Raw genomic sequence first — 23,561 nt, forward strand, 5'->3', positions numbered from 1 at the left:
GAATATGAAAAACTTCCTATCCATAACATTTATTAAATACTTACTTCTTGTCAGTTTTTTACTGGCTGGTGTGGGGGAAGTTTTTTCATTTCAATCGACGTTTGTACCGCTAAGTGAAAGCAGGTTGTGGATTGAGGGTAGTTCCAATGTAAATGAATTTGAATGCCAGGCTGAAGAATATGATGGCGAAGCAACAATTCCACAAGAGGAAGACCCATTGGAAAATGTTGCACCTGTAGAAAACCAAATATTATCGATAAAGGTAGATATTCAGGTTGACAGTATAGAATGCGGTAAACGAAAAATGAACCAGGATCTGCAAAAAGCACTACAAGCAGAAAAATATCCTCAGATCAGTTTCCTGTATCAAAGTGCTGAGTTGTTAAGCGAACCGGAGAACCCGGACGATGGATTTCAACTTGAGGTTCAAGGATTGTTAACCATAGCAGGTACCACAAAGGAAATTAAATTTACGACGGAAGCGTACTATATAAATTCGGGAAGTGTACGTGCACGGGGTGGTACTACAATTAATATGACTGACTTTGGCGTTGAACCTCCCACTGCTTTGATGGGATTAATTCGGGCTAACGAGGAACTCACCGTTAATTTTGATCTGATTGCCAAACCCAGAAATATATAGAGTAAGAGAGATGTTAAAAAAATGGATCGATGAGATTCGTAAACAATCGGATCTCTATAAGTCAAACTGTTGGAAATATCACATATCGGGAAATGTAATTGAACTTTCCATTTTGCCAGATTACATGAAACAGAAGAAAACCTATCGATGTTCCGTGATTTCTGTAGGCCAGGTACTAAAAGCTCTATCGAAAAAGATCGAAAAAGAAAATCTAAACTTTCATATTCAAAGTTTTTCAAATCTTGAAAATCCGGAAATTGTAGCAACAATTCGAACGGATGAAAAAAATGAATTTACCGGTAATTCCAGTCTCAAAGAAAAAAGTTACGACTCGAAGCAGGATGTAGCTTCATTGACTCAAACAATTGCGAAGAAATATAAACTTGAAGTTCAAGAGGTGGAAGCTACTTCACAATTGAATTTGGAGGAAATATCAACTGAGAACTATCCAAGATGGATAGCTGTTTATTCCACCTTCAACAATCCGTTTACGTGGTTGAATATTGGCTATTTTAAAGAATCTCTTCGAAATGAGTTTGCAGGTCTCCCATCATCACAAAAATCCTGTTTTTTAGATTTTTGTGATGCTAAGGCAAATGAATTCCCAAGCTTGAAGATTCCCGAAAGTAAATATGTCCAGTTACTGATAGGTATTCAGCCGATAAGTGTATCTGTCGAATAAACCTCGCTATTTTTTTTCAACTGTTGAAATAATTTCCACATCATTCAACATTGTTTTATGAACCGGACATTTTTTAGAGATTTCAAGTAGCCGGTTCAATTGCTCTTCGCTTAAATCTCCCTTCACTATCAAGTCTTTTTCAATTTTATCAATGCGGGCTTTGGGGTCGTCACAATCTTCACAATCCTCAGCATGAGCTTTATGGTGCCGCATTTCAACATAAATATCTTCAACCGGCCACTCTTTTCTGTCGGCATACATCTTTAACGTTATGACAGTACAAGAACCAAGCGACATTAAAAGATAGTCATACGGATCCGGCCCCTCATCTTTGCCGCCAACATGTTCCGGTTCATCGGCAATTAACTCATGCTTACCGGCTGTCATAACTGTTTTATAGTTCTCTTCTCCTAAATGAAAATGAACAATTTTCTTCTTGTCTGAATCTGACATATTAAATTTTGTTTATTACTGTTGATGTCGTTTGGCAATAATACAATTTAATTTTGAATTGGATATAACGATAGATTCAAATCACGTACAATTATACTTAATGACGCCTCTTCGGTTAAGAGAGGGCTTTGCAGAAACAAAGATTTATTTTTCCCAAGTAGTCGGGATCGTACCTCCTCATTGTCCCGAGGGATCCCTTTGGGGCGCTCAAACTGACGTACTATTGAGCGCAGTGGAGCAGCCTGCCCCGAACCGTCGGGGAAGTCGAAATACCCCCAGTATTTCAAAGCCCTCTAAGACTTATCCTAGGAACTTTTTTTCTCCCATCGGGATTCCTGCGGGGGAAGGAGGCAATGGGGGTATAACCAGAACGTGATATTGAGAATTTTTCCAGATATCCGACCCAATCAATGTTCACAAGGCCATCCCCCTTTTCCCAGAACAGCTTTCGGGATCGCTTTTCGCTAAAGCGTTCAAAAAATGAGTCCATTCCCAACTGGTCAAGTGTGAAGTGAAAAGTCAGTTGTTCCCCTTTGCCATTGCCAAAAACTTAGATCAAGTGCAGAATTGTCTTGTAGATGACAGAATAGTTCTTCCAGAAAGCCAAACTCTTCATTATTCAAATGATCCTTTCAAATACCGGTTGAGGTATCACTAGAAACGATTTCTTAACAATCTGGTCATCAAAAGCTAACAATTGGAACATCCTCAAATAACATTCGATGGTTTTATTCTAAATAAACATCATCTACCATGATAAAAAGACCGATCGACATTGTTGTCCTATCAGACATACATCTTGGAACCGTTGGTTGCCATGCACTTGAACTGCTTCAATACCTGAACTCCATCGATCCAAAAATCATGATTTTAAACGGTGATTTTGTGGATGTGTGGAATTTCAGAAAGTATTACTGGCCGGAATCTCACATGATGGTTCTTCGGACGATGTTAACCATGATGACCAACGGTACCGACATATACTACCTGACCGGAAATCACGATGAAGTTCTCAGAAAAGTATCCAGCCTGCAACTGGGGCCCCTCTTTATTCGGGATAAGCTGATTCTTGAATTGAACGGAGAAAAAGTCTGGATTTTCCACGGAGATATTTTTGATATCACCATGAAGCACAGCAAGTGGGTAGCCAAAATTGGTGGGAAAGGCTACGATTTGTTGATTCTGCTAAACAGGATCATCAACAGAATCACTGAAAAGTTTGGCCGTGGGAAATTGTCGCTCTCCAAGAAGATTAAAAACAGTGTAAAAAAGGCGGTTCGGTTTATTGAGGATTTTGAAACTACGGCAATTGAACTCGCCATCGACCAGGGATATGACTATGTGATCTGCGGGCATATCCATCAACCCAAAATCAGGGGTTATGAAAATGAAAAAGGCTCAGTTATTTACATGAATTCGGGAGATTGGGTAGAGAATCTAACCGCCCTTGAGTTTGATGGAGACGAATGGAGCATGTTCAAATTCAGAGAAGAGGATTTTGCCCAGGACGAACGCATCGAAAAGTTGATCCGCTCTCACAAACGTAATTCACAGGTTTATATCAAATGAAAATACTTTATGGAATACAGGGAACGGGTCATGGTCACATTAGCAGAGCGCGGGAAATTATCCCGATTCTCTCCCAAAAAGCAGATGTGGATGTACTGGTAAGCGGCTATAACTGTAGCATGAACCTGGAAGATATTGATGTGATTCAGAAAAGGGGAATCAGCCTTACATATGATTCTGAAGGCAGCGTTTCTTACCTGAAAACTGCACTCAACCTCAAGCCTATCACATTTGTTCGCGATATCCAGGCCTTAAACGTAAAAGAGTACAACCTAATCGTTTCCGATTTTGAACCGGTGACAGCCTGGGTTTCTCAACAAAAAAATGTTTTCTCGATTGCACTCAGTCATCAGGCATCATTTGTCTCTGAAAAGTCTCCCCGGCCGGCAAAACGATCTGTGATTGGCGAACAAATCTTGAAACATTTTGCACCCTGTACGACACACATTGGTTTTCATTTTAAAATGTACGATTCATTCATCCTACCTCCCATTATCCGCAGAGATGTTCGGTCGCTCTCTCCAAAAAAAGGTTCTCATGTTACCGTTTACCTGCCTGCTTTTAATCATCAAAAATTACTTCAAAAATTTCTTAGGGTGCCGGAAGTTGAATGGCACATTTTTTCACCTGCATGCGAGAATTCATATAATGTGATGAATGTGACGGTTAACCCGGTTGGAAACAAAACGTTCCTGGACAGCATGAAAAACAGTTTTGGGGTGATTACAGGGGCCGGATTTGAAACTTGTGCCGAGGCGATGTTCCTTGGGAAAAAGCTGCTTGCAATACCAATATCTAACCAGTATGAACAGTATTGCAACGCAGCAGCCTTGAAAAAAATGGGGGTTCAGACTATTCGAAAAGTGGATGAATCTTTCGTAGACATACTACGGAATTGGGTGGATCAAACTCCCGCAGTAGAGCTTTCAGAAATTGCCGATACCTCAAAGTTAGTTGATCTGCTCATAAAACTGGGGATAAAACAACAGAGCCCCATTCAATCCGAAGATCTTCTTGAAAAAGAAGTAAGCAGGCCATTTTTAACAGTTTAGCACGTTACTCGCCAATTCCCGGCAGATATTTTTCATTAATAATATTCAGGTGATGGAGCTCATGGCCGGTGATCACATAACCGGTTGCTCTCACCGTAAATGAGAACTCACTAATTGTGCCTCTTCTGAGAAGCTCTTCTTCCGTGAAATTTGAGAAGAGAGCAAGAGTTGCTTGTCGGGTGGCATCGTACTGCTCTTGGAGCTGATCTAATGACTGTTCGTTGAAATTTGTCTCTTTCATGTAGAGATCCTGGTCAAATCCCTGCAGCGGTTTCGACTCTCCCCTGGCAAGGCATAGTGCCCGGTAGTTGAAGATTCTCTCTGTATCAATAATGTGGCCAAAGACCTGTTTTAGGGTCCATTTTCCCTCTCCATATCGATACATTGCATCACCATCAGATAACCCTTGAAAAAGATTTTTCATCTCTTGTGCATTAGACCGAAGCTGATCTTCAAGCGGTACATTATTACTAAGTTTTATATAGCGTGCATAAAATTCGCCATATTCATTATGTTCGATCTTCATAATATCATTAAGGGTTCATGAATATTAGAGTTCAAAAGTCAGCGTATGAGTGTATCAATACAGTTTTTAGATAACATGTAAATCTACTCATTGGAGTCATCGGATGAGTATATTGAAAGTGGAACGATAGCTAAAGACAAATTTACTCATCCGATGACTTGTACCTGTTTCAAAATAATAAAAAAGGCCCTGATCAACAGAGCCTTTTCCCTATCGGTGACTAGATTACCCCTCATTACACACCCTTTTCGAGGGCTGGCAAGAGGGGTAGTGCAATGATCAACATTTTATTATCAAAATCACATTTATTATTCAACGGAATGTGTCGAAACATTTGTAACCGCATTCTGCTCGCCACCTGCATATGAGATCGTTTCATATGGTATCAAAACTCCGTCGGCTTCTCTCCAATCGCTCGATACCACTTTAACTTCTACCTGCTCGCCCGCCTGGGGATCAAACTGTCGGTAAGTTCTCACTATTGGGTAGGATGTTTCAGGGTCAAGATACAGGTGTAGTGTCGGCTCTGCCTCAACGCGGATGTGAGCCAACTCTTGTCCTTCCATCTCTTCCATCCCCAAATACTCAACATTTAACTGATCTCTGTTGAGCGCAAGATAGACAGGGTGTCGATGGTACTCAGCCATTAACTGTTGCTTCTGTGCAGGCTGCATTGGCATTTCATTTCCGCCCATCTGCATTGAGCCTTCTCCATCCTCAATCTGCATGGTTACCTGGCCCATCGGCATGGTGACATCAGCCACCAACTTATCCGTATTGAAGTTGATGGTTTGAACCAGGTCTAAATTCATTTCACCCTGAGGAGTTTTTACAGTATTCTGAGCTTCATAAACCAACTCGCCGTCTACTGGTCCGTTTGGAAGAACTGCACTTGCCATTCTATTAATCCATTCCCGGCCGGCTACAGCATCACCGGCTACGCTTTCTTCATCTGTTCCGCCCGGTTGAGGAATAGAGATATCCACTTCATTCACATCGCCGTATTTTTGAAGTTGATCACCAATTTGTTCTTCATTACCAACAACCAGAATGTTTAACTGATCAGGATTCAAATACTCTTGAGCAACTCTCTGAACATCTTCAATTGTTGTCTCACGAACTTCGTTGAGGTACTGTTGAAAAGCATCGTCAGAAAGTCCTCGGTATTCGTTAGAGATCTGTTGGCTAAGAATCTCCTCATAACTGTCATACTCAAATATGGCCGAATTCAGAATCAAGTCTTTTGTACTTTGTAACTCCTCCTCCGATATCGGTTCATTTTGCAATCGCTCAATTTGTTCGATAATTGCATCAATCGCTTCTGCAGTAGTTTCACTCTTTGTCATTACACCGGCATAGAAAATTCCCGGATAAAATGTATTCATACTGTACTGGCCAAACGCTGAGTATGCCAGTCCCATTTCAGTACGAACAACCTGCATCAACCGTCCGGAAAATGTACCTCCGCTGAGCACATTATTCATAACCTGGATCTCAGCGTAGTCAGGATTATCCCTTAAGCCACCAAGATGCCCCATAAGAACAACACTTTGATTTACATCGGACTTGTTTGCAAAGTTGATTGAACTCCCCGACTCATCACTTAGTTCAGGAAAATTAAGAGGTGTTTCTTCACCTGAAGGAATGCTACTAAAAGCATCCTCCAGCTTTTCACGCATGTCAGATGCCTCAAAGTCTCCAACAATACCAACCATCATATTCTCGGCAACGAAATGATTGTTATGAAAATTAATAATATCGTCACGTGTAATATTATTAACGGTTTCGTATTCAACATTCCGTCCATAAACCGAATCTTTCCCATATATCAAACGACGAAACTCGCGAAAAGCAATTTGCTGGGCATCATCATTTCTCCTGGAGATGCTGGATTTAGTCTGAGTTTTTGCCAGTTCAATTTTATCCTCCGGAAATGAAGGATTTTTCAACAGATCGATAAACACGGGTAAGAGTTCATCAAAATCTTCCTTCAGGACGTTCATGCTTGCACTTCCCGATGAAAAACCGATTCCCGTTTCCATACTGGCAGCCCTGTTTTCGAGCATTACATTCAAGGAATCTGCAGAATGTAGTTCCGAACCTCCTGAGCGTATTACCGTACCGGTTATTGATGCCAATCCCTCTTTATCAGCCGGATCCAAAACACCGCCGGTTTTAATGATTACACTAAGATCTATCAGCGGCAGTTCACTATCTTCAAGCAGAAAAAATGTAATTCCATTATCAGACGTAAATGTTTCCACTTCAGGTACCTGGAACTCATTGAGTTCGGGAAATTCCAGTTCATCATATGTTTTTTGTGCATTGAGTACTGAGTTTATCAGAGTAAAAAACAAGCACAGAAGGACAACTCTTTTCATAATGCCAGAGATATTTTTAGTTAAAGAATCAGGTGATAATTGTTTATCAGTTCGCATCTGCAACCTCCTCATTATCTTGGTTTACAATGGTTCCGACAGTACGATTATCTTCAGTGAAGTAGGTATTTGCTACTCGCTGTAAATCATCCAGGGTAACTTCATTCAGTTCCTCTATATCTGTGAAGACTTTTCGCCAATCACCCTGTTGTCCATCAGTAATAGCAAAAGCCTGTGCCAATCCACTGTTTGAATCAAGGGACCGAACTAAATTAGCCCTCGCATTTGTCTTTGCCCGTTGGAGTTCCTGTTGGGTTAACTCTCCATTTTTAACTTTTTGAATCTCTTCATGAATTGCATTTTCAAGTGTATCTACTTCCACACCTTGATTTGGCAGTGCATATGTTAAAAACATGGTTTCGAATTTTGTGCCCGGATATCCATTGAAGGCTTGTACCGTCAAAGCAAGCTGCTCATCCTCAACCAATCTTTTATAGAGTCGGGAAGTACGACCGCTTGAAATAATAGACCCCAAAATTTCAAGGGCTTTTGCATCCGGATGATCCTGGGCAACTGTATGATAGCCCATCAATAAAATTGGTTGCGATTGACCTTGAATGCTAAAACGTCGTTCACCTCTTTGCTCCGGCTCCTTTGTATAAACAGGTGGAGCTTCCGGGCCTTCTTCCAAATCACCAAAATATGTTTCTGCCATTTCTCGTACTTCATTAGCGTCTACATCACCTGCAATAGCAATCGTAATATTACTGGGTACGTAATAAGTATTATAGAACTCTCGGGCATCTTCTATAGTCGTTGCCGTTATGTCAGAATTCCATCCGATCACCGGACTGCCATAGGGATGAGCTGTATAGGCTACAGCAAGAAATTCTTCAATGAGTCGTCCAAGGGGTTGCGATTCAACACTTGACCTTCGCTCTTCACGTACCACCTCCTTTTCTTTATAAAACTCCCGAAATACAGGGTTTTTAAACCGATCTGATTCCAGGGAAAACCATAATTCCATGCGGTTTTCTGGCAGGCTGTAATAATAGATTGTGAGATCTGCCCCGGTACCGGCATTCATTCCGGTTCCACCATTTCTATCAATTATTTGAGAATATTCATTATTGACTACATATTGTTCCGCCTCTTCCTGAAGTTCAGTAAACTGAGTCCAAAGTTGTTCTAACCTCACAGAATCAGGTGACGGTCTGTACGATTCCTGCAGCCACTGCTGATAAACTTGATCTAATTCTTCAATTACTTTTTTCTCTTCTTCCCAATTTGTAGTACCAATGTAGTCTGTCCCCTTAAATGCCATATGCTCAAAAATGTGAGCCATACCTGTATGACCAATGGGTTCATTAGCTCCTCCAACATCCACGTGGGTTACAAAACTCACAACCGGTGCAACCGGTCGTTCTACCACAATAAATTTGAGGCCGTTGTCGAGTGTAAATTCAGTTACGTTTTCTTCGAAGCTTTCGAGATCCTGGGAGTCTGCGATAGCCGGTAATAGTGCTACCACTAAAAACAGAGCCAGGAGTTTTGTACCAATCTTTCTCATATTACTGTTTGTTTTGTTTGTAGTTATAAATCGTATAAACCTATTGCAGGGATATGCCACTTTCTTAAGATTTAACATGATATCAAATAGAATTGTATTGAAATTTTGCGCTCAACGTCTTCACTTGAACCATTAAAATCTCTGAACTTATTTAAAAACACAAATCCATTGAAAAAGTTTAATATTATCCTAAACAAGTACGAATTTTATTCTGTTTTGGTTCAGTATGAATCCAAGTCAAATTAACTTCCCGTATAGTTATAACCAGGTAAAAAAAACCAATAAATAAGTTGTAATATTAGCAGTAACAACAACACATAGAGTACAATTTTGAGTAATATTCCTTGAATATATGAATGATTGTTTTTTTTTATCTTTCCATCTAGAAGGTAGAATGCCAAATATGTCACCATAAAAATAGGGAGATAAAAAATAAATAGACTATCCATACCTATAAATTAAAATCGATTCGTTCTACTCTTGTTGCCCCGGATAAATTTGTTTCTTATCAGTATTTAGTTACGATAAAAGATCAATAAAACGTCCTTTTATAAAAGGATATAGATAATCAATAGCCAGGGTTAACAGGATGATGATCCCGAGAAATACCAGAAAGGATTTAATCCTTTGAAATTTACTTTTGCGTCTCATCTTTTCTTCTGGGAAAAAATAAATTCCAAAACCTACCCCAATGACTATGATGGAAGAGGTCAGAAATTTATTTAGAAAATCTTCTGCAAAAAAATAGTAGTACCCAAGGTAAACGAGATATATTAAAAAGATTATTATGTAATCTTTCTTCATTCAGACACTTTTTTGTTGTGAATAAATATCTCGGATGTCAATTGTATTCTATCCATTCATCATTTTTTGATTCAAAATATCATCACTCTCACTATTATGAACCGAAAAAAGTGAATCCCTTACAGTTTTTTTTTGAAAAAGATGGTCGTGAATACCTTATTATTCTTACATGTATCGGGTGTGGAATAGTAATCTACTTTAAAAAAATCGATAAAGACAAGTAATTACAGATTATTAACTTGAAGCTTTTGCTTCAAATGATTTTATATGTCTAGATTCAAGGTTTTAAGTCTTTAATCTATTAAATAGATAAAACAGAGCTGTTAAAGAAACCGCAACCACTGGATGCTGTATGTCAAGAACTAGAGAGGACAAATTAATAGTTTCACTACTATGATTGGCTAAAATTGAGTAAGCAATACTCACAACTAAACCAATGATAAATACTTTCAGATATTTATTTAAAAATTTCATGTTTAAAATAGATTTATTAAATGCAGACAGACTTGGTAAAATAATAACCAAGTCTGTCAGTAAACAGTTAATATTTATGTCGGGTGCTGTTTTACGATCAATCGTATTTTTGTTGAGTTGCAAGAATTTGTCCCTCAGCTCTAGTTCTATGCGATGTAAAAATACCAGCCCACATAGCGCCGAGGAAAGTACCAATTTCATCAGCAAACGTACCTGGTACGTTTTCTCCTCCATAAATCATCATTAACTCATTTTTGTTTAGATTTTCCAGTCCATTTTGCTTCAAAGTAATCATGGTTTTAAAATATTTAAATTATAATTTATTTATAAGCTTCCGGTGTATTATTTTCGAATCCCTCTTTGAACCCTTTTACAAAGGCTTCATGATTAGAAATCACATCATAAAGCGCTGATAAGGCAAGTGCACCTAGTGCTCCAGATAGAAATCCACCACCACTTATCTTCTGCATTTCATTCGATCTTAATATTTTTAACTTTTCCATAATAACAAATGATTTATTTGAAGTTTATTTAAATCAACCAAACTTTTTGGCTGCATTCATAGTATAATCCAAGCCACTGCACTTATACATACAGTGAGAAAACAATCTTGACTTTTTCCCTCCACTAACCGTTTTCAATTCCCATTTTTTCATCTCTTTTCTAAAACCAATGACTACTTTCCCGGGTTTTTTATAGACATAACTTTGTCTCCTTCGGTCATACCGGATTGGGCAATCCAATTCAGTCTTTAGTTCATCTAAAAAGATATAGAGCCAACGCTCTGAAATGTCCAGTTTTTCGGCAAGTTCTTTGGGAGAACCTGTTCTTTTTTGACGAATAAGAGCATCTAATCTCCTGATGCGGTTTAGGTAATCATAAAGTGCCATAGTCTTATGATTGAGGTTGAAGTTTCGCTGAATTTAATTCTCCATTCAAAAATGGAAACTGATTCTGCCACAACCGGTAATAGTGACTTTTGTTTGATAGAAGTTCTTTGTGAGCTCCCTCCTCGACAAGTTTACCTTTTTCAAGTACACTGATCTTATCGGCCATAAAAACGGTGCTGAAACGGTGAGCAATAAGGATCACTGTTTTTCCCTCATCACGAAGGTAGCTCACCGCATCTTGGACGTACTGTTCAGAGGCTGAATCGAGTGATGAGGTTGCTTCGTCCAATATCAGGATTTCCGGATCTTTATAAAGTGCCCTGGCAATGGCAATACGTTGTTTTTGGCCACCTGAGAGAGCAGCTCCATTTTCACCCAGATGCGTTTCAAATCCGTTGGGCAGATCTTCTATAAATGAGAGGATGCCGAGTGTTTTACAGATATGTAGAATTTTCTCCATATCCGGATCAAACGCTCCCACTGCAATATTATCGATCACATTACCACTAAATAGGTCGATCTTCTGGGGAACCACCGATATCATATCCCTCAAACTTCTTGTGTCGATATGAGCCAAATTTATATCTCCTATAGTAACTCGTCCCGATTCAATCGGGTACATTCTCTGCAGGATATTAACCAGTGTAGTCTTACCTGACCCACTCTCGCCCACAAAAGCTGTTACTTTTCCTTTAGGGATTACCAAATTAAGATCTTTAAACACGTCAACCCGAGAGCCGTATCTAAAATGAACGTCACTAAACCGGATATCACCGATCATTTCTGGTTTTAGTGCAACATTCTGTCCCTGTTCCTCCTTATCAAGATCCATAATTTCGAATAGGCGGTCAGCAGCAATCATGGCATCCTGTATCGTTTTATTCATACCTACCAGTTCGCTTACCGGGCCTGTGAAATATCCTATAATTGCGTAGAATGAGAGAAGTTCACCAGGCGTGATATCACCCTGAAGCACAAAACCAGCACCCACCCATAGTAGAATAATTGTAAAAATTTTGGAGGTAAACTGAGATGCATTCCCTGAAAAAACAGAGTTCAGACCAGAACGATAGACTGTTTTCAGTAACTGCACAAACCGAGTTTCAGTTTTCATATTGGCAAAATCTTCCAGGCCAAATTGTTTAATGGTTGAGACTGAATTCAGCGATTCAACAAGCTGAGATTCCAGGTCTGCAGCATCTTCCATCAGTTTACGCTGTGTTCTCTTATTGATCTGATTTGTAATGAAATAAACCAGTGCATAGACAGGAATAATGGCGAGCATAATCAAACCAAGTTTCCAGAAATAGGTAAACATCAGTCCGAATGAAAAAAGTACAATAAAGATATTTACAATGATATTAATTGCTACATCATTGATAAATGCCCGGATTTTCACGGCATCGTTGATCCTGGATATAATCTCTCCTACGCGCATTGTATCAAAAAACCGTTGCGGGAGTTTAAGCAAGTGTTTATAGTACCCAAGAATGAGCCGAGCATCGATCAATTGTCCGGTCTTCAGAACAAATACTGTTTTGGCTACACCTATAAAAATCTGCAACAGCAGTAGCAGAATCATGCCTATACCCAGCAAATTCAAAAGATTACGGTTCCCGTCGACAAGAACATAATCCACAATTAATTGAACAAAAATGGCTGTTGAGAGACCAACAATGGTAAAAACTGCCGCCCCTATCAATGCTTGTAAGAGAACAGTCCAATGTGGTTTGAGCAAAAACCATAACCGGCTTGTGATGGATACTTTTTCGTTTCCCTTTTCAAAATTCCCAGATGGTGTTATCAATACCAATACACCTGTCCATTGCTCTTTGAACTCTTCATGTGGAATCTTATGTAACTTTCCGTCCATTGGGTCCATCACTTCGATGTATTTGTCAGTCGTATTATAAATCACCACAAAATGGTGAAGCACTTCCTTGACAACTACGTGTGCAATGGTTGGTGTAGGAATTTTAAATAGGCTTTCAAATTCACCCTTCACACCTTTGGCAGATAACCCAAGTTTTTCCGCCGCTTCTATCATACCAAGAATATTTGTACCTTTTTTATCTGTTGAAGCATACTGTCTAATTTTAGATATGGGCATTTGTAAGCCAAAGTGAGCCGCTACTGAAGCCAAACAGGCGGCTCCACAGTCGGTTATATCGTGTTGTTTGATACCAAACTTTCGCTTTTTCATGACTTTAACTTCCTTTTTGTGACATTTGCTCATTTCCTCCCCATGATGGATTCAACCAATCATCCATATTATCATATAGAAGCTGAAAAAGACTCCGGCGACTAACTATAAACCGAGCTTGGAACGTCATCCCCTTTTTAACATCACCCCTAAAGCCGTTTTTTAGTTCTAAAAATGTTTGATCGAGAGTGCATCGAACTTTAAATAGTGGCTGGTCTTCATTCATCATCACATCTTTAGAGATTGTTTTAATTCTACCGGTTAGTACTCCCCACTGGTTTTGGTTATATGCGTCGATCTGCATTCGTACCGGCATACCTGGCTGTAAGAGACCAATATCTTTTGGAGAAACATAAGCTTCAGCAACCAGGCTGGTATCCGGCGAAATTTCCCCCATCACCTGATTTGCATAGGCAAAACTGTTTTGTAGAATTCCGTCACTGTTTTGAACTGTGCCTGTAATAGGCGATCGGATCTCAGTTCGACTTAACTCTTCACTTAGCTGAATATGTTCTGATCCGAGCTGATCAAGTTCATTTTGAAAAGTAATCTCCTCTTCTTTCCATTTATTCTGTTGCTGTCCCAAAAGGAGCTTATAGCGATTTACTGCAGCATCCCGTGAATATTGAGTCTCTTCCAGTGCTGATTGACTAATAGCATCTTTATCGAAAAGAATAGTTTTCCTTTCAAGTTGCCTGTCTAATTGGTTGATCTCCTGTCGTTGATTGAGAAGTTTTTGTCTGAATTCCAGCCAGGCTTGCCGGTAACGGGGAGATTTCAATTCTAATGTGATATTTATAGTTAGTGAATCTACACGCTGTAGAGCGTCAAGATCATCAAGGTAAATGGAGATCTCCTGCTGACGTTCTTCATTAAAGCGAAGTCTTTCAGATAGTTCGGGCGATTCAATTGTTGCAAAAATATCACCTCGCCTGATAGTACTGTTATCCATGGCATTCAGTACCTGTATCTTACCTGATACCGGAGCCCTAATCTGTACCAACTCCGTGATGGGTCGAACCACTCCCGTGCTGCGAACCCCGACATCTACATCAGTGAATGGCAGAAGAAAAAGTATACCAATCAAAAACACAACGATAGTCGAATAAATAACTTTAGACTTCAGTGAGTGCTTCGCAAAATTGGCTTGCTGTGAATTCTCAATGATCTCCTTTGGAAATAGTTGATTTTTCATTTAAGTAAATTTTTGCTTATCTGAAAAATTTAGCTCTCTGGCAGGAACCATTACCTATTTGCGTGACCCTAGACGTTTATTTTTCAATAACGCCAGGTTGTGATAACAGTCCCCTAAATTTTCTAAAAGAAAACAAACAGATATAAAAGAAATTTTTTTCACTTTTCTCTTAAAATATCTCTACACAATTTATTGCATTTGTACTCTTTTCCATTCTTTGGGCGATAGGCCAGTATATCTTTTAAAAGTCATCGTAAAGGAAGAAGGGTTTTCATAACCAACAGTAAAGCCAATTTCACTAACCCGTACATGTTTTAATTTTTTATTACGAAATAACATCATACCGGATTGAACTCGGTGAAATGTAATGTACTCTCTTGGTGTCATTCCTACATAATGACGGAATCTGGAAGAAAAGTTTGTGTCAGATAGATTACAAAGATCCCGCATAGTTTTTACTGAATAGTTGGGATCAAAAATATGTTTGTTTACGCAAATCAAGGCATCTCGAATATCGAATGGCCAAGCTTTCCCCGGTGATTTTAATTTTTGGTTTTTATAGCGCTCAACGTGTTTATTAATAATTTTAAGCTTACTCATAATTAGTTCTTTTTATGATGAATAGTTTCCCCTTATTAATATGAACCGAAAAAAATAAATCCCTTACAGTTTTTTTATTTGCTGCTGATAAATAGAACAATAAATTTGATGAAATTGAAATTACAAGCAATATCATAAACAAGGAGAAACGCTCGTTAGACAATAGTTTTAAGATGAGAGATACTTGGCATCTTTAGATCAAGAGAAAGGCAAGAACTATAGCTCATCGAATTTAACAGGCGAGAATCCTTTTTTATGAATGAATGTTTCATGGAAAACAAACTTCATAGATAGGTTTATTCGAATATGGTTTCCTCATTTACTGAGCTACATAGAATTATCACGGCCAAAAATTGAAAGCTTTTTGACAAGAAACTTCAGCAGAAGGACATTCACCACCACTTTGGCAATGATAAATACAGAAATATTAAAATAAATCTCTAAATATTAGTCTGTTAATCCTCAAACTCATCTTCATCGGGCCGGATGGTAATGACCGGTTTTTTCACGTATTGTGCTACTTTTTCGGCCGTAGAACCGAGAATCAGGTGGGCAAACCCGCTGTGGCCGTGTGTTGCCATCATCACGATATCGGCTTTTTCAGAAGCATAGGCTTCAATTTCATAGTGCGCGGAAATGCCTTTTTCAACAATGGTTGAGAGCTGGATGGAACGGCTGTTCTCTCCGTCGGTAATAATCACTTCATCTTCATAGGTCACACCGGTTCGCTGAACATGTACATTTTCCAGGCCTTTGTCAGAAAGGAACCGGTTCACCCGTTCGATAATCCCCTCATAGATGGACACCAGTTCTCCCTTGTTTATATTCTTGGGAAGATTTTCTGAGATACTGCCGTAGAGTTCTACAACGTGCATCAAGGTGATTTTTGCTTTAAATGCATCTGCAATAGCCACAGCCAGCGGAAATGCTACCAGAGACATGTTGGATGAATCCGTAGTCACCAGCACATTTTTCACTTTGTTCTTGTCAAAACGATCATCTACCGAAAATACCGGAACTTTCGATCGGCGAATCACGCGCTCTGTGGTTCCACCCCGAATCATTTTCGTTTCATCTTTGCCTTTTGAGCCGATAACAATCAGGTCATAGTCATGTTTATGGGCATACTCAGAAATTGCGTAAGACGGCCGCCGGTTAATTTTTGTAATATGTTTTCCCTTGTTCTTATCCTTCAGATATTGATCCATCGCCTTTTCAAGTTTCAGCTCAGACTCATCTATAATCTGTGGATAAATATCCTTGTCCATATCCAGGGGCAAGCCAATTCTCTTGATACTTTCATTCAAATATGTAAGGGTAGGTACAACATGAATGAAATCAATTACCCCGCCAAATGTATCAGCAATATTTTGAGCAACTGAGTAGGCTCTTTCTGATCCCGCGGAGAAATCTGTTGGTACTAAAATCTTTTTAAATGTAAGCATGATTGCACCAATATTTTTGATGATAGATTATACTTTAAAATACAGAAAATGTGTTGATTTCTTTAACAATTTCATTTTCTAAATAAAGAAATAAAATCAAACTTCAACGACATAAAACACTGGGGAAGAATCGCTTATCTATCTTTTTTAACTTTTTTTGCGAAGGTAAGCAATTCCTACAATCAGGCTCAGGCCAATCGCCATACCTGAAAGTCCGCCATATAGGTCGATCGTTTCATCCTCTTCCGGCCAATTGAATCCCGGAAAATGCGGCTGACTGGAAACCAGCTTTCTCGATACTGTTTCAATCTCAACGCGCTTTAATCGGTCGAACATCGCATCAGGATTTTCTACCTCCCCGAGACGTTTATATTCAGGACCCGGCGGTATCGAATCCCGCTGCTGTAACTCCTCTACGATTGGGTCCGTCATCTCAACAATCTCTATTTCCCGAACATGATCTTCAAATGTTCGGTCTTGGTACGGCCAAATTACGTACAGTGATCCAACCAAAAACCCAATGAGTACCATTAATGTAGCCGTGTGGAAGTTCTTCAGCAGCCATGATAAAAGCCTGGAAAATAGTATGATCCCAACCAAAGCTCCGATAACAAATGGTACCAAATTTAAAAGTGCCTGAACTGTATCAATTGTCCCGATCGCTCCAAGTTGAGACAGGATGTAATCATACTTTCGGAAAATTAGCAACAGATAAGACCCCGATATTCCGGGTAAAATCATAGCGCAAATGGCCACGGAGCCCGACAGAAACACAAACCAAAAAGACTCTGGTGTATCAGCCGGGACCAAAGTCACCACCCAAAAACCGATCAGTGCTCCCGCAACCAGGTATAAAAAGTTAACAGGTGTTCTCTCTGCTTTTTTAACCTCTGCCATTAACAGGTAAATCGACCCAACAATCAATCCAAAAAATAGTCCATAAACAATTTCGGGATGGGTAAACATATATACCTGGAGCGGAACAATCCTGGTAAAAAAGATTACGGCGAGAAAAATGCCCGAGAATAACAGCAGAAAAAACTTCCAGTGAAAGTGCTCAAAAAACTTTTTGAATTGAAACGACAAAGCTGTTTTAACGGCTGTCCAATCCGCGCTTTTAATGGCAAAAATCAGCCGGTCATAAATCCCGGTTATCAATGCCATTGTTCCACCGCTAACGCCGGGTACTATGTCGGCAGAACCCATCAAAAAACCTTTGATGATTAAAAATGGTGACTCCTTCCATGAGGTCACATCCTGCTGTAGTTCACTTGAATCTGTTTGATCTGCGTTCAAATCTATCGGTATTTATGAATATTTAATTTTTTAACAATCAGTCGGCACAACATCCTGATGATAGGTTTTCATCGCCTGCACAAATGAAATTGTGGCTAATGTACTGCAAAATATCGTGATTGTAATAAACGAATATGATACGGCGTACGGACCTGAAAAAACAGTGTCAATCAGCCATCCACCCACAGGAGGTCCTAATCCAAATCCGGCAATACTTATCACAAAAAGATACACTCCGCCGGCCAGCGCTCGCTGATCGCTTCTAACAAAATATTGAAGCAGTGCTGCGGCCACGCCATTATAGGAGGAGGAGATCAAAACTCCAATGCCCACACAGATAAATGCAGTGGTAGGATTGGGCTGAAACAAACCAAAAAGATAGAACGGCAGACCACCCAGCGCTGCTGCGATACCCATCAAAAAACGATACTCCGGTTTTCTTTTGGCCAACCAATCTGCCACTCGCCCGGAAAGTACAACGGTTACGGCCACGCCCATCATGAACCACCCGAATTTTGGAATGAGTTCGGGTTGATTAAATGTATCACTAAACAGATTTCCTACAAATGCGAGAAGTGTGTAGCCGGTACAAGCGAGGCTGGAAAACCCGATTAAATGCCACCGAATAGTTTTTTTCTTGAGTAGTTCGGCGATCTCTGAAAATGTGTTGTTCTCAACTTCAGTTTTTTGATTTGGACGTTTCGGCTCCTTTAAAAACCACCAGGTGATTGGAGCGATAATCAATCCCGGAACTCCAACAGATACCATAGCCATTCTCCAGTCATACGCCATTGAGATCGATCCGCCGACTAAAAATGACAACCCCACTCCGATAAATATGCCACCTGTATAAAAGGAAAAAATTGTTGCTCTTTTTTGATGAGAAAATGTATCAGCAAGGTAGGAATATACGGCGGGACTCAGCATTGCCTGGCTCAAACCAACAAACAATCTCGCGGTAACCAAAAAGAAGAATGAGGCCGCAAAACCACTTACTACAGTCATAAAACTCCAGATAAAGAGACCCAGGCAAATCATCCCCTTACGGGAAGTTTTGTCTGCAAGACGCCCCATTGGAATTCCCGCAACGGCATAGATGAAAGAAAAAGCGGGGCCATAAAGCAAACCGATCTGAAAATTGCTGAGTTGCAGCGCATTCCGGATTTGAACCCCCAGGACGGCTACAATCTGCCGGTCAACAAAACTGAGCACATAGATGAGTGTAAATAATAGTACGGTGCCGTAGGTGGCTTTCTTACTCATAAGGAATTTTATTCAACAATCTATTGATCGGTGTGAGTTTACACATTTATAGCATGTGCTTACAAACTTTTTATCATCATCGTCTGGGAAAGCAGGTATAGAATATAAATATTTAAGACATGTCTGCAGATAAGTTCAAAATGAATTGAGTTTAAGATTTGAAGAGACGGTGTTGTTTTACGAACTTCGATTTGGAATTAAATTAAATAGCGGATTGGTTAAATACTCTACCTGCATTCGTTATGATGAGTGATTGACCGATAATCGAAAAGTATAATCAAATAGATCTGTGGCTAAACTCCCCAATAAATCAAAGAAACAAAAAGAACGGGCACTTGAACTCTATAATGAACTCCTTGAATATTATCCCGATCCGCGATGTGAGCTGGATCACCGGAATCCATTTGAACTGCTGATTGCCACAATTTTAAGTGCTCAGTGCACCGATGTAAGGGTTAATAAAGTAACTCCCGATCTTTTTGAGGCCTATCCTACACCGGAAGCTATGGCTAAAGCAGACCTTGAAGATCTCGAGGAACTGATTCGATCAACCGGTTTTTACAGAAATAAAGCCAAATCTCTTAAAGAATCCTCCAACATTATTGTTGATGAATTTGACGGAGAAGTCCCCCAAACGATGAAGGAGCTTCTAACACTGAGAGGGGCTGCTCGAAAAACAGCTAATGTAGTTCTGGGCAATGCATTTGGAAAAAATGAAGGCGTGGTGGTGGATACACATGTGAAACGCCTTTCTAATCGTTTTGGATTAACTAAAGAGAAAAAGAATACCAACAAAATTGAGAAGGATTTAATGGCGCTTTTTCCGCGTGAGACCTGGACAGATGTCTCACATCTTTTTATTCATCACGGGCGAAATGCCTGCAAAGCACGAATTTCCGAACCGCCGGATCACCCGATCTGCATCAAATACGGAAAGAAGTGCGAATGCTGGAAAATGAGAGGACAAGCTGATGCTGAGAAATAAAGAACTTTTTCATTCCAAAACTGATCCTGTACCGGCTCTCCGGGGGGATATTCAAATCATTCCTATTGAAGATAAAGGCAGGGACCTGTTATACTTCCATGACTCGATGGGATATCTCTCCAAGAATTTTGCTCTCGATGCCAACATACATCCACTTCTTCAGATGCTGAATGGAGATACCAGTATTGAACACATTCATCAGCAGGTAGATGGAAATATAAGCCACGATAATTTACTCGATTTTGTCCAGTTGTTAGACCAACATCGGGCGTTGCACTCGGATTATTTCCGATTTTTTGCTGATCAAATGGAAGTGGATTTCGAGAAAAGTCATATTCGTCCACACGTGTTAGCCGGCGAAAGTTATCCCAACGATCCGGAGGAGATAAAAACGTATGTTTCAGAAATCATTTCAGAAAATGGACGTTTTTACGATCAATCACCCCAAGCGCTATATGCTCCTCACATTGAACTCTCGGTTGGAAAAAAACTGTATGGAGAGGCTTTTGCCCATCTGAATAATTCAGAACCGAAGAGGGTTGTCATCCTGGCAACTTCTCATTATGCCGATTATTACTACAAATATTACGACGGCTTCCCATTTATCGGATCAAAAAAAGCATTCCAAATGCCGGGCCGGTCGCTGATACCGGATATCGATCTCATCGAATCTCTCAACGAAAAAAGCCCTGAAAATGGGTTTACGTTGAAAGACCGTGCTCACAGGATTGAACACAGTATTGAGTTTCACCTGCTATTCGCTTCCACCATTTGGACACATGATTTTAAAATTGTCCCAATTCTTGTATCCAATTTCGATGATCTTTACTACAAGGAGGATGGAGATCTTGGGCAAAAAATTGAAATCTTTACAACCCAGTTGAAACCCTTTGTAGATGAAGATACGATGGTGTTAATCAGTGGCGACTTATCACACGTAGGCCAGAAATTTGGTGACTCTGAACCAGCTTCATCCCTTCGCGAAACTGTGGAAGAATCAGATAAACAATTACTCGATATTTCGGTTACTGGCAATCCCGGGGAACTCCTGAATCATCTGAAAAAAGATTATGATTCCACTCGAATTTGCGGATTTCCGCCACTCTACACATACCTGCGAATGTTTCCTGATAAAAAAGGCGAGCTTCTGAACTATTATTGGTGGGATGAAAAAGAACGAAACAGTGCGGTCTCTTTCGGTTCCATTTTGTATTAGTGGAATTTTTGAGAAATAGAATTGAGTTCTCCTCGGATGGTTGCGGTTTCCGTCAGATGGGTATCTTAAAAAATGGTAATTTTATTGCCCTGAAAATCGGCGTTCGGACGGCAAAGCATTACAAAACTCTATTAAAGTGATCCTATCAGTGACTTAAATTTCAGGCTCCACACTCTCCAAACTGCTTCTCTCACAATCGATTTCGACATTTTTGAGACTCCCTCTTCTCTTTCTCTAAAGATGATTGATACCTCTTTCAGTTTAAAACCAGCTTTCCATGCCCGAAAATGAATTTCAATCTGAAATGCATATCCGTTTGAACTGATCCGTTCCAAATCCAATGCCTCTAAAACTTTTCGGTGGATGCATTTAAATCCGGCCGTAGTATCCTTAATCGGGATACCTGTAATCATTCTTGCGTAAAGATTGGCGCAGTAGGATAGAATTAAACGGCTTAGCGGCCAGTTAACAATACTAATCCCATCAGAATACCTTGAACCAACAGCTAAATCCGAATCTCCCGATTTTACTGTTTCTATCAAACGTGGTAAATCTTCAGGATTATGAGAAAAATCGGCATCCATCTCACAAATGAACGTATATCCTTTATCAAGAGCATATTCAAAACCTTTCACGTACGCAGTTCCAAGTCCCTGCTTGCCATTTCTTTCAATCAAATAAATGCGTTCATTATTGCCTTCTATTTTGCTTTTAACAATCTCTGCAGTTCCATCCGGCGACCCGTCATCAATCACCAATATATCTATATCCATACTTAGGGAAAGGATCTGATCGATCATTCGCCCAATATTATGGGCTTCATTGAAAGTAGGAATTATAACTATTGAGTCACTCATTCTGAGCAATAATAAGGAGATTGAACTATTTATACGTAGAACACCAACGGAGAGAAAGCTAAATCTATGCATTTCCCTCTTGAATCAAAATGATTAAGAAGATCTTTTATTGTAGTTTAACGCAAAATATTTGAACTCTTAAAATAGGTAACGTTCTTGTTCCAATTAAATAAAGTTTCTGATAAAACGAAGGCACGAAAAGGCTTACTGGAAACGGATCACGGCAGCATAGAAACTCCAATTTTTATGCCTGTTGGTACACTTGGAACCGTAAAGGCTGTCAACCAAGATGATCTTAAGAATAAAGTAAAAGCCCAAATTATACTTGGAAATACATATCACCTTTATCTTAGGCCGGGAAATCATATTATGCAGGATGCCGGCGGACTCCACAGTTTCATGGGATGGGATAAACCCATTCTCACCGACTCCGGAGGGTACCAGATTTTTTCTTTATCTGATATTCGTGAACTGCGGGAAGAAGGTGCTGAATTCCAAAGTCATCTTGATGGATCTAAACACCTGTTCACACCCGAAAATGTAGTGGATACACAGCGTGTATTGGGATCTGATATCATGATGATCCTGGATGAATGTCCGCCCTATCCAGCTGAGTACGACTATGTAAAAGAGTCGATGGGATTGACACACCGTTGGGCAGAACGGGGACGCAAACAGTTTGAAGAAACGGAACCGCTTTATGGCCATCAGCAAATGCAATTTGGGATTGTTCAAGGTGGTACGTTTGAGGATCTGCGAAAAGAATCCAGCGAATTTATGGCATCGCTGGATTTTGAAGGACTTGCCATTGGCGGACTCAGTGTCGGTGAACCTTCAGATTTGATGTATGAGGTCACCGATTACAATACCGATCTCCTACCCCGTGAAAAACCTCGTTATTTGATGGGCGTCGGAACTCCGGGTAACCTGTTGCAATGTGTAGCATTAGGGATTGATATGTTTGATTGCGTGATGCCGACAAGAAATGCTCGAAACGGAATGCTGTTCACAAGAAATGGGACGATTAATATTCGAAATGCCAAGTGGAAGAATCACCATAAACCGCTTGATCCAGACTTTCCCTCTGATGCTTGTCAACGTTATAAAATGAGTTATGTTCATCACCTGTTTCGGAATGAAGAATTACTTGGCCTTGAACTGGCTTCCAAACACAATCTCACCTTTTATTTGTGGTTGATGGAGACTATTCGTGAAAAAATTGAAGACGGTACTTTTGCAGATTGGTATCCCGGTATGATGGAAGTTGTGGAGAGAAGGATATAACAAAAAAAGCCTCCGAGTGGGTTACACTGGAGGCTTTGTTGGGGAAAAAAAGGGATGAGGCGACGACCTACTCTACCCCGGTTGGAGTACCATCGGCGCTGCGGAGCTTAACGGCCGTGTTCGGGATGGGAACGGGTGGGGCCTCCGCGCGATAATCACCTCATCAATTTCATAAG

21 protein-coding genes and 1 rRNA gene are annotated in these 23,561 nt (G+C 40.0%); 7 read left to right on the plus strand and 15 right to left on the minus strand.

Features of this window, described 5'->3' with window-relative positions; translation table 11 throughout:
* The first annotated feature begins 4 nt into the window (after window positions 1–4).
* Together L6773_RS07235 and L6773_RS07240 are read left to right on the plus strand one after the other, a co-directional pair.
* Window positions 5–643, plus strand: a complete 639-nt coding sequence (locus tag L6773_RS07235; RefSeq protein ID WP_237853198.1) for a YceI family protein — start codon at window positions 5–7, stop codon at window positions 641–643.
* Between the two features lie 124 nt (window positions 644–767).
* Window positions 768–1,325, plus strand: coding sequence for a hypothetical protein (locus L6773_RS07240; protein WP_237853199.1), 558 nt, complete (start codon window positions 768–770; stop codon window positions 1,323–1,325).
* Between the two features lie 6 nt (window positions 1,326–1,331).
* Here the strand turns inward: L6773_RS07240 and L6773_RS07245 are convergent, their stop codons facing one another.
* Window positions 1,332–1,778: an OsmC family protein gene (locus L6773_RS07245; RefSeq protein ID WP_237853200.1), complete on the minus strand. Its 447-nt coding sequence runs from the start codon at window positions 1,776–1,778 to the stop codon at window positions 1,332–1,334.
* A gap of 753 nt (window positions 1,779–2,531) precedes the next feature.
* On the opposite strand from L6773_RS07245, the gene L6773_RS07250 reads away from it, so the two are divergent.
* Both L6773_RS07250 and L6773_RS07255 read left to right on the plus strand, forming a co-directional pair.
* Window positions 2,532–3,347 (plus strand): UDP-2,3-diacylglucosamine diphosphatase, encoded by an 816-nt coding sequence (locus L6773_RS07250; protein ID WP_237853201.1) that lies wholly within the window; start codon window positions 2,532–2,534, stop codon window positions 3,345–3,347.
* Window positions 3,344–4,399: a glycosyltransferase family protein gene (locus tag L6773_RS07255; RefSeq protein WP_237853202.1), complete on the plus strand. Its 1,056-nt coding sequence runs from the start codon at window positions 3,344–3,346 to the stop codon at window positions 4,397–4,399. The genes L6773_RS07250 and L6773_RS07255 overlap by 4 nt, the downstream gene beginning before the upstream one ends.
* A gap of 4 nt (window positions 4,400–4,403) precedes the next feature.
* Here the strand turns inward: L6773_RS07255 and L6773_RS07260 are convergent, their stop codons facing one another.
* From L6773_RS07260 to L6773_RS07315, 12 genes are all read right to left on the minus strand, one after another.
* Window positions 4,404–4,925, minus strand: a complete 522-nt coding sequence (locus tag L6773_RS07260; protein ID WP_237853203.1) for a DinB family protein — start codon at window positions 4,923–4,925, stop codon at window positions 4,404–4,406.
* 308 nt (window positions 4,926–5,233) lie between these two features.
* Window positions 5,234–7,306 (minus strand): M16 family metallopeptidase, encoded by a 2,073-nt coding sequence (locus L6773_RS07265; RefSeq protein ID WP_237853204.1) that lies wholly within the window; start codon window positions 7,304–7,306, stop codon window positions 5,234–5,236.
* 46 nt (window positions 7,307–7,352) lie between these two features.
* Complete coding sequence (locus tag L6773_RS07270; RefSeq protein ID WP_237853205.1) at window positions 7,353–8,873, minus strand: M16 family metallopeptidase; 1,521 nt, start codon at window positions 8,871–8,873, stop codon at window positions 7,353–7,355.
* 1,375 nt (window positions 8,874–10,248) lie between these two features.
* Complete coding sequence (locus tag L6773_RS07275; protein ID WP_237853206.1) at window positions 10,249–10,437, minus strand: hypothetical protein; 189 nt, start codon at window positions 10,435–10,437, stop codon at window positions 10,249–10,251.
* Between the two features lie 34 nt (window positions 10,438–10,471).
* Complete coding sequence (locus L6773_RS07280) at window positions 10,472–10,654, minus strand: hypothetical protein (RefSeq protein ID WP_237853207.1); 183 nt, start codon at window positions 10,652–10,654, stop codon at window positions 10,472–10,474.
* A 33-nt stretch (window positions 10,655–10,687) separates the two neighbouring features.
* Complete coding sequence (locus tag L6773_RS07285) at window positions 10,688–11,041, minus strand: hypothetical protein (RefSeq protein WP_237853208.1); 354 nt, start codon at window positions 11,039–11,041, stop codon at window positions 10,688–10,690.
* A 4-nt stretch (window positions 11,042–11,045) separates the two neighbouring features.
* On the minus strand, window positions 11,046–13,244 hold the full coding sequence (locus L6773_RS07290; protein ID WP_237853209.1) for a peptidase domain-containing ABC transporter: 2,199 nt from the start codon (window positions 13,242–13,244) through the stop codon (window positions 11,046–11,048).
* 4 nt (window positions 13,245–13,248) lie between these two features.
* The gene (locus L6773_RS07295; RefSeq protein WP_237853210.1) at window positions 13,249–14,439 is read right to left on the minus strand and encodes an HlyD family secretion protein; all 1,191 of its coding nucleotides are present in this window, start codon (window positions 14,437–14,439) and stop codon (window positions 13,249–13,251) included.
* Between the two features lie 189 nt (window positions 14,440–14,628).
* Window positions 14,629–15,039 (minus strand): helix-turn-helix domain-containing protein, encoded by a 411-nt coding sequence (locus L6773_RS07300; RefSeq protein WP_237853211.1) that lies wholly within the window; start codon window positions 15,037–15,039, stop codon window positions 14,629–14,631.
* A 455-nt stretch (window positions 15,040–15,494) separates the two neighbouring features.
* Window positions 15,495–16,484: a universal stress protein gene (locus tag L6773_RS07305; RefSeq protein ID WP_237853212.1), complete on the minus strand. Its 990-nt coding sequence runs from the start codon at window positions 16,482–16,484 to the stop codon at window positions 15,495–15,497.
* A gap of 147 nt (window positions 16,485–16,631) precedes the next feature.
* Window positions 16,632–17,780 carry a DUF368 domain-containing protein gene (locus L6773_RS07310; RefSeq protein WP_237853213.1) on the minus strand — a complete coding sequence of 383 codons (1,149 nt, stop codon included), beginning with the start codon at window positions 17,778–17,780 and terminating at the stop codon, window positions 16,632–16,634.
* 30 nt (window positions 17,781–17,810) lie between these two features.
* Window positions 17,811–19,043, minus strand: a complete 1,233-nt coding sequence (locus L6773_RS07315; protein ID WP_237853214.1) for a spinster family MFS transporter — start codon at window positions 19,041–19,043, stop codon at window positions 17,811–17,813.
* Between the two features lie 289 nt (window positions 19,044–19,332).
* Here L6773_RS07315 and nth point away from each other — a divergent pair, with 289 nt between their 5' ends.
* Window positions 19,333–20,028: an endonuclease III gene (gene nth, locus L6773_RS07320; protein ID WP_237853215.1), complete on the plus strand. Its 696-nt coding sequence runs from the start codon at window positions 19,333–19,335 to the stop codon at window positions 20,026–20,028.
* Window positions 20,015–21,244: an AmmeMemoRadiSam system protein B gene (gene amrB / locus L6773_RS07325; protein ID WP_237853216.1), complete on the plus strand. Its 1,230-nt coding sequence runs from the start codon at window positions 20,015–20,017 to the stop codon at window positions 21,242–21,244. Before nth ends, amrB begins: the two co-directional genes overlap by 14 nt.
* A gap of 131 nt (window positions 21,245–21,375) precedes the next feature.
* On the opposite strand, the gene L6773_RS07330 is transcribed toward amrB, so the two are convergent.
* Window positions 21,376–22,101 (minus strand): polyprenol monophosphomannose synthase, encoded by a 726-nt coding sequence (locus L6773_RS07330; protein ID WP_237853217.1) that lies wholly within the window; start codon window positions 22,099–22,101, stop codon window positions 21,376–21,378.
* A gap of 156 nt (window positions 22,102–22,257) precedes the next feature.
* Here L6773_RS07330 and tgt point away from each other — a divergent pair, with 156 nt between their 5' ends.
* The gene (tgt, locus tag L6773_RS07335; RefSeq protein WP_237853218.1) at window positions 22,258–23,385 is read left to right on the plus strand and encodes a tRNA guanosine(34) transglycosylase Tgt; all 1,128 of its coding nucleotides are present in this window, start codon (window positions 22,258–22,260) and stop codon (window positions 23,383–23,385) included.
* A gap of 54 nt (window positions 23,386–23,439) precedes the next feature.
* Here tgt and rrf read toward each other — a convergent pair.
* Window positions 23,440–23,548 (minus strand): 5S ribosomal RNA (gene rrf / locus L6773_RS07340).
* Window positions 23,549–23,561: the final 13 nt, after the last annotated feature.

Source organism: Rhodohalobacter sulfatireducens (assembly GCF_022012475.1).
Taxonomy (GTDB): Bacteria; Bacteroidota; Rhodothermia; order Balneolales; family Balneolaceae; genus Rhodohalobacter; species Rhodohalobacter sulfatireducens.

Bases quoted from the DNA above. Each gene is read 5' to 3' on its own strand.
- L6773_RS07305 (WP_237853212.1), bottom strand. From the start codon at position 16,484: ATGCTTACATTTAAAAAGATTTTAGTACCAACAGATTTCTCCGCGGGA.
- L6773_RS07290 (WP_237853209.1), bottom strand. From the start codon at position 13,244: ATGAAAAAGCGAAAGTTTGGTATCAAACAACACGATATAACCGACTGT.
- L6773_RS07295 (WP_237853210.1), bottom strand. From the start codon at position 14,439: ATGAAAAATCAACTATTTCCAAAGGAGATCATTGAGAATTCACAGCAA.
- L6773_RS07240 (WP_237853199.1), top strand. From the start codon at position 768: ATGAAACAGAAGAAAACCTATCGATGTTCCGTGATTTCTGTAGGCCAG.
- amrB (WP_237853216.1), top strand. From the start codon at position 20,015: ATGCTGAGAAATAAAGAACTTTTTCATTCCAAAACTGATCCTGTACCG.
- L6773_RS07235 (WP_237853198.1), top strand. From the start codon at position 5: ATGAAAAACTTCCTATCCATAACATTTATTAAATACTTACTTCTTGTC.
- L6773_RS07245 (WP_237853200.1), bottom strand. From the start codon at position 1,778: ATGTCAGATTCAGACAAGAAGAAAATTGTTCATTTTCATTTAGGAGAA.
- L6773_RS07260 (WP_237853203.1), bottom strand. From the start codon at position 4,925: ATGAAGATCGAACATAATGAATATGGCGAATTTTATGCACGCTATATA.
- L6773_RS07285 (WP_237853208.1), bottom strand. From the start codon at position 11,041: ATGGCACTTTATGATTACCTAAACCGCATCAGGAGATTAGATGCTCTT.
- L6773_RS07265 (WP_237853204.1), bottom strand. From the start codon at position 7,306: ATGAAAAGAGTTGTCCTTCTGTGCTTGTTTTTTACTCTGATAAACTCA.
- L6773_RS07300 (WP_237853211.1), bottom strand. From the start codon at position 15,039: ATGAGTAAGCTTAAAATTATTAATAAACACGTTGAGCGCTATAAAAAC.
- L6773_RS07280 (WP_237853207.1), bottom strand. From the start codon at position 10,654: ATGGAAAAGTTAAAAATATTAAGATCGAATGAAATGCAGAAGATAAGT.
- L6773_RS07255 (WP_237853202.1), top strand. From the start codon at position 3,344: ATGAAAATACTTTATGGAATACAGGGAACGGGTCATGGTCACATTAGC.
- L6773_RS07270 (WP_237853205.1), bottom strand. From the start codon at position 8,873: ATGAGAAAGATTGGTACAAAACTCCTGGCTCTGTTTTTAGTGGTAGCA.
- L6773_RS07315 (WP_237853214.1), bottom strand. From the start codon at position 19,043: ATGAGTAAGAAAGCCACCTACGGCACCGTACTATTATTTACACTCATC.
- L6773_RS07250 (WP_237853201.1), top strand. From the start codon at position 2,532: ATGATAAAAAGACCGATCGACATTGTTGTCCTATCAGACATACATCTT.
- L6773_RS07330 (WP_237853217.1), bottom strand. From the start codon at position 22,101: ATGAGTGACTCAATAGTTATAATTCCTACTTTCAATGAAGCCCATAAT.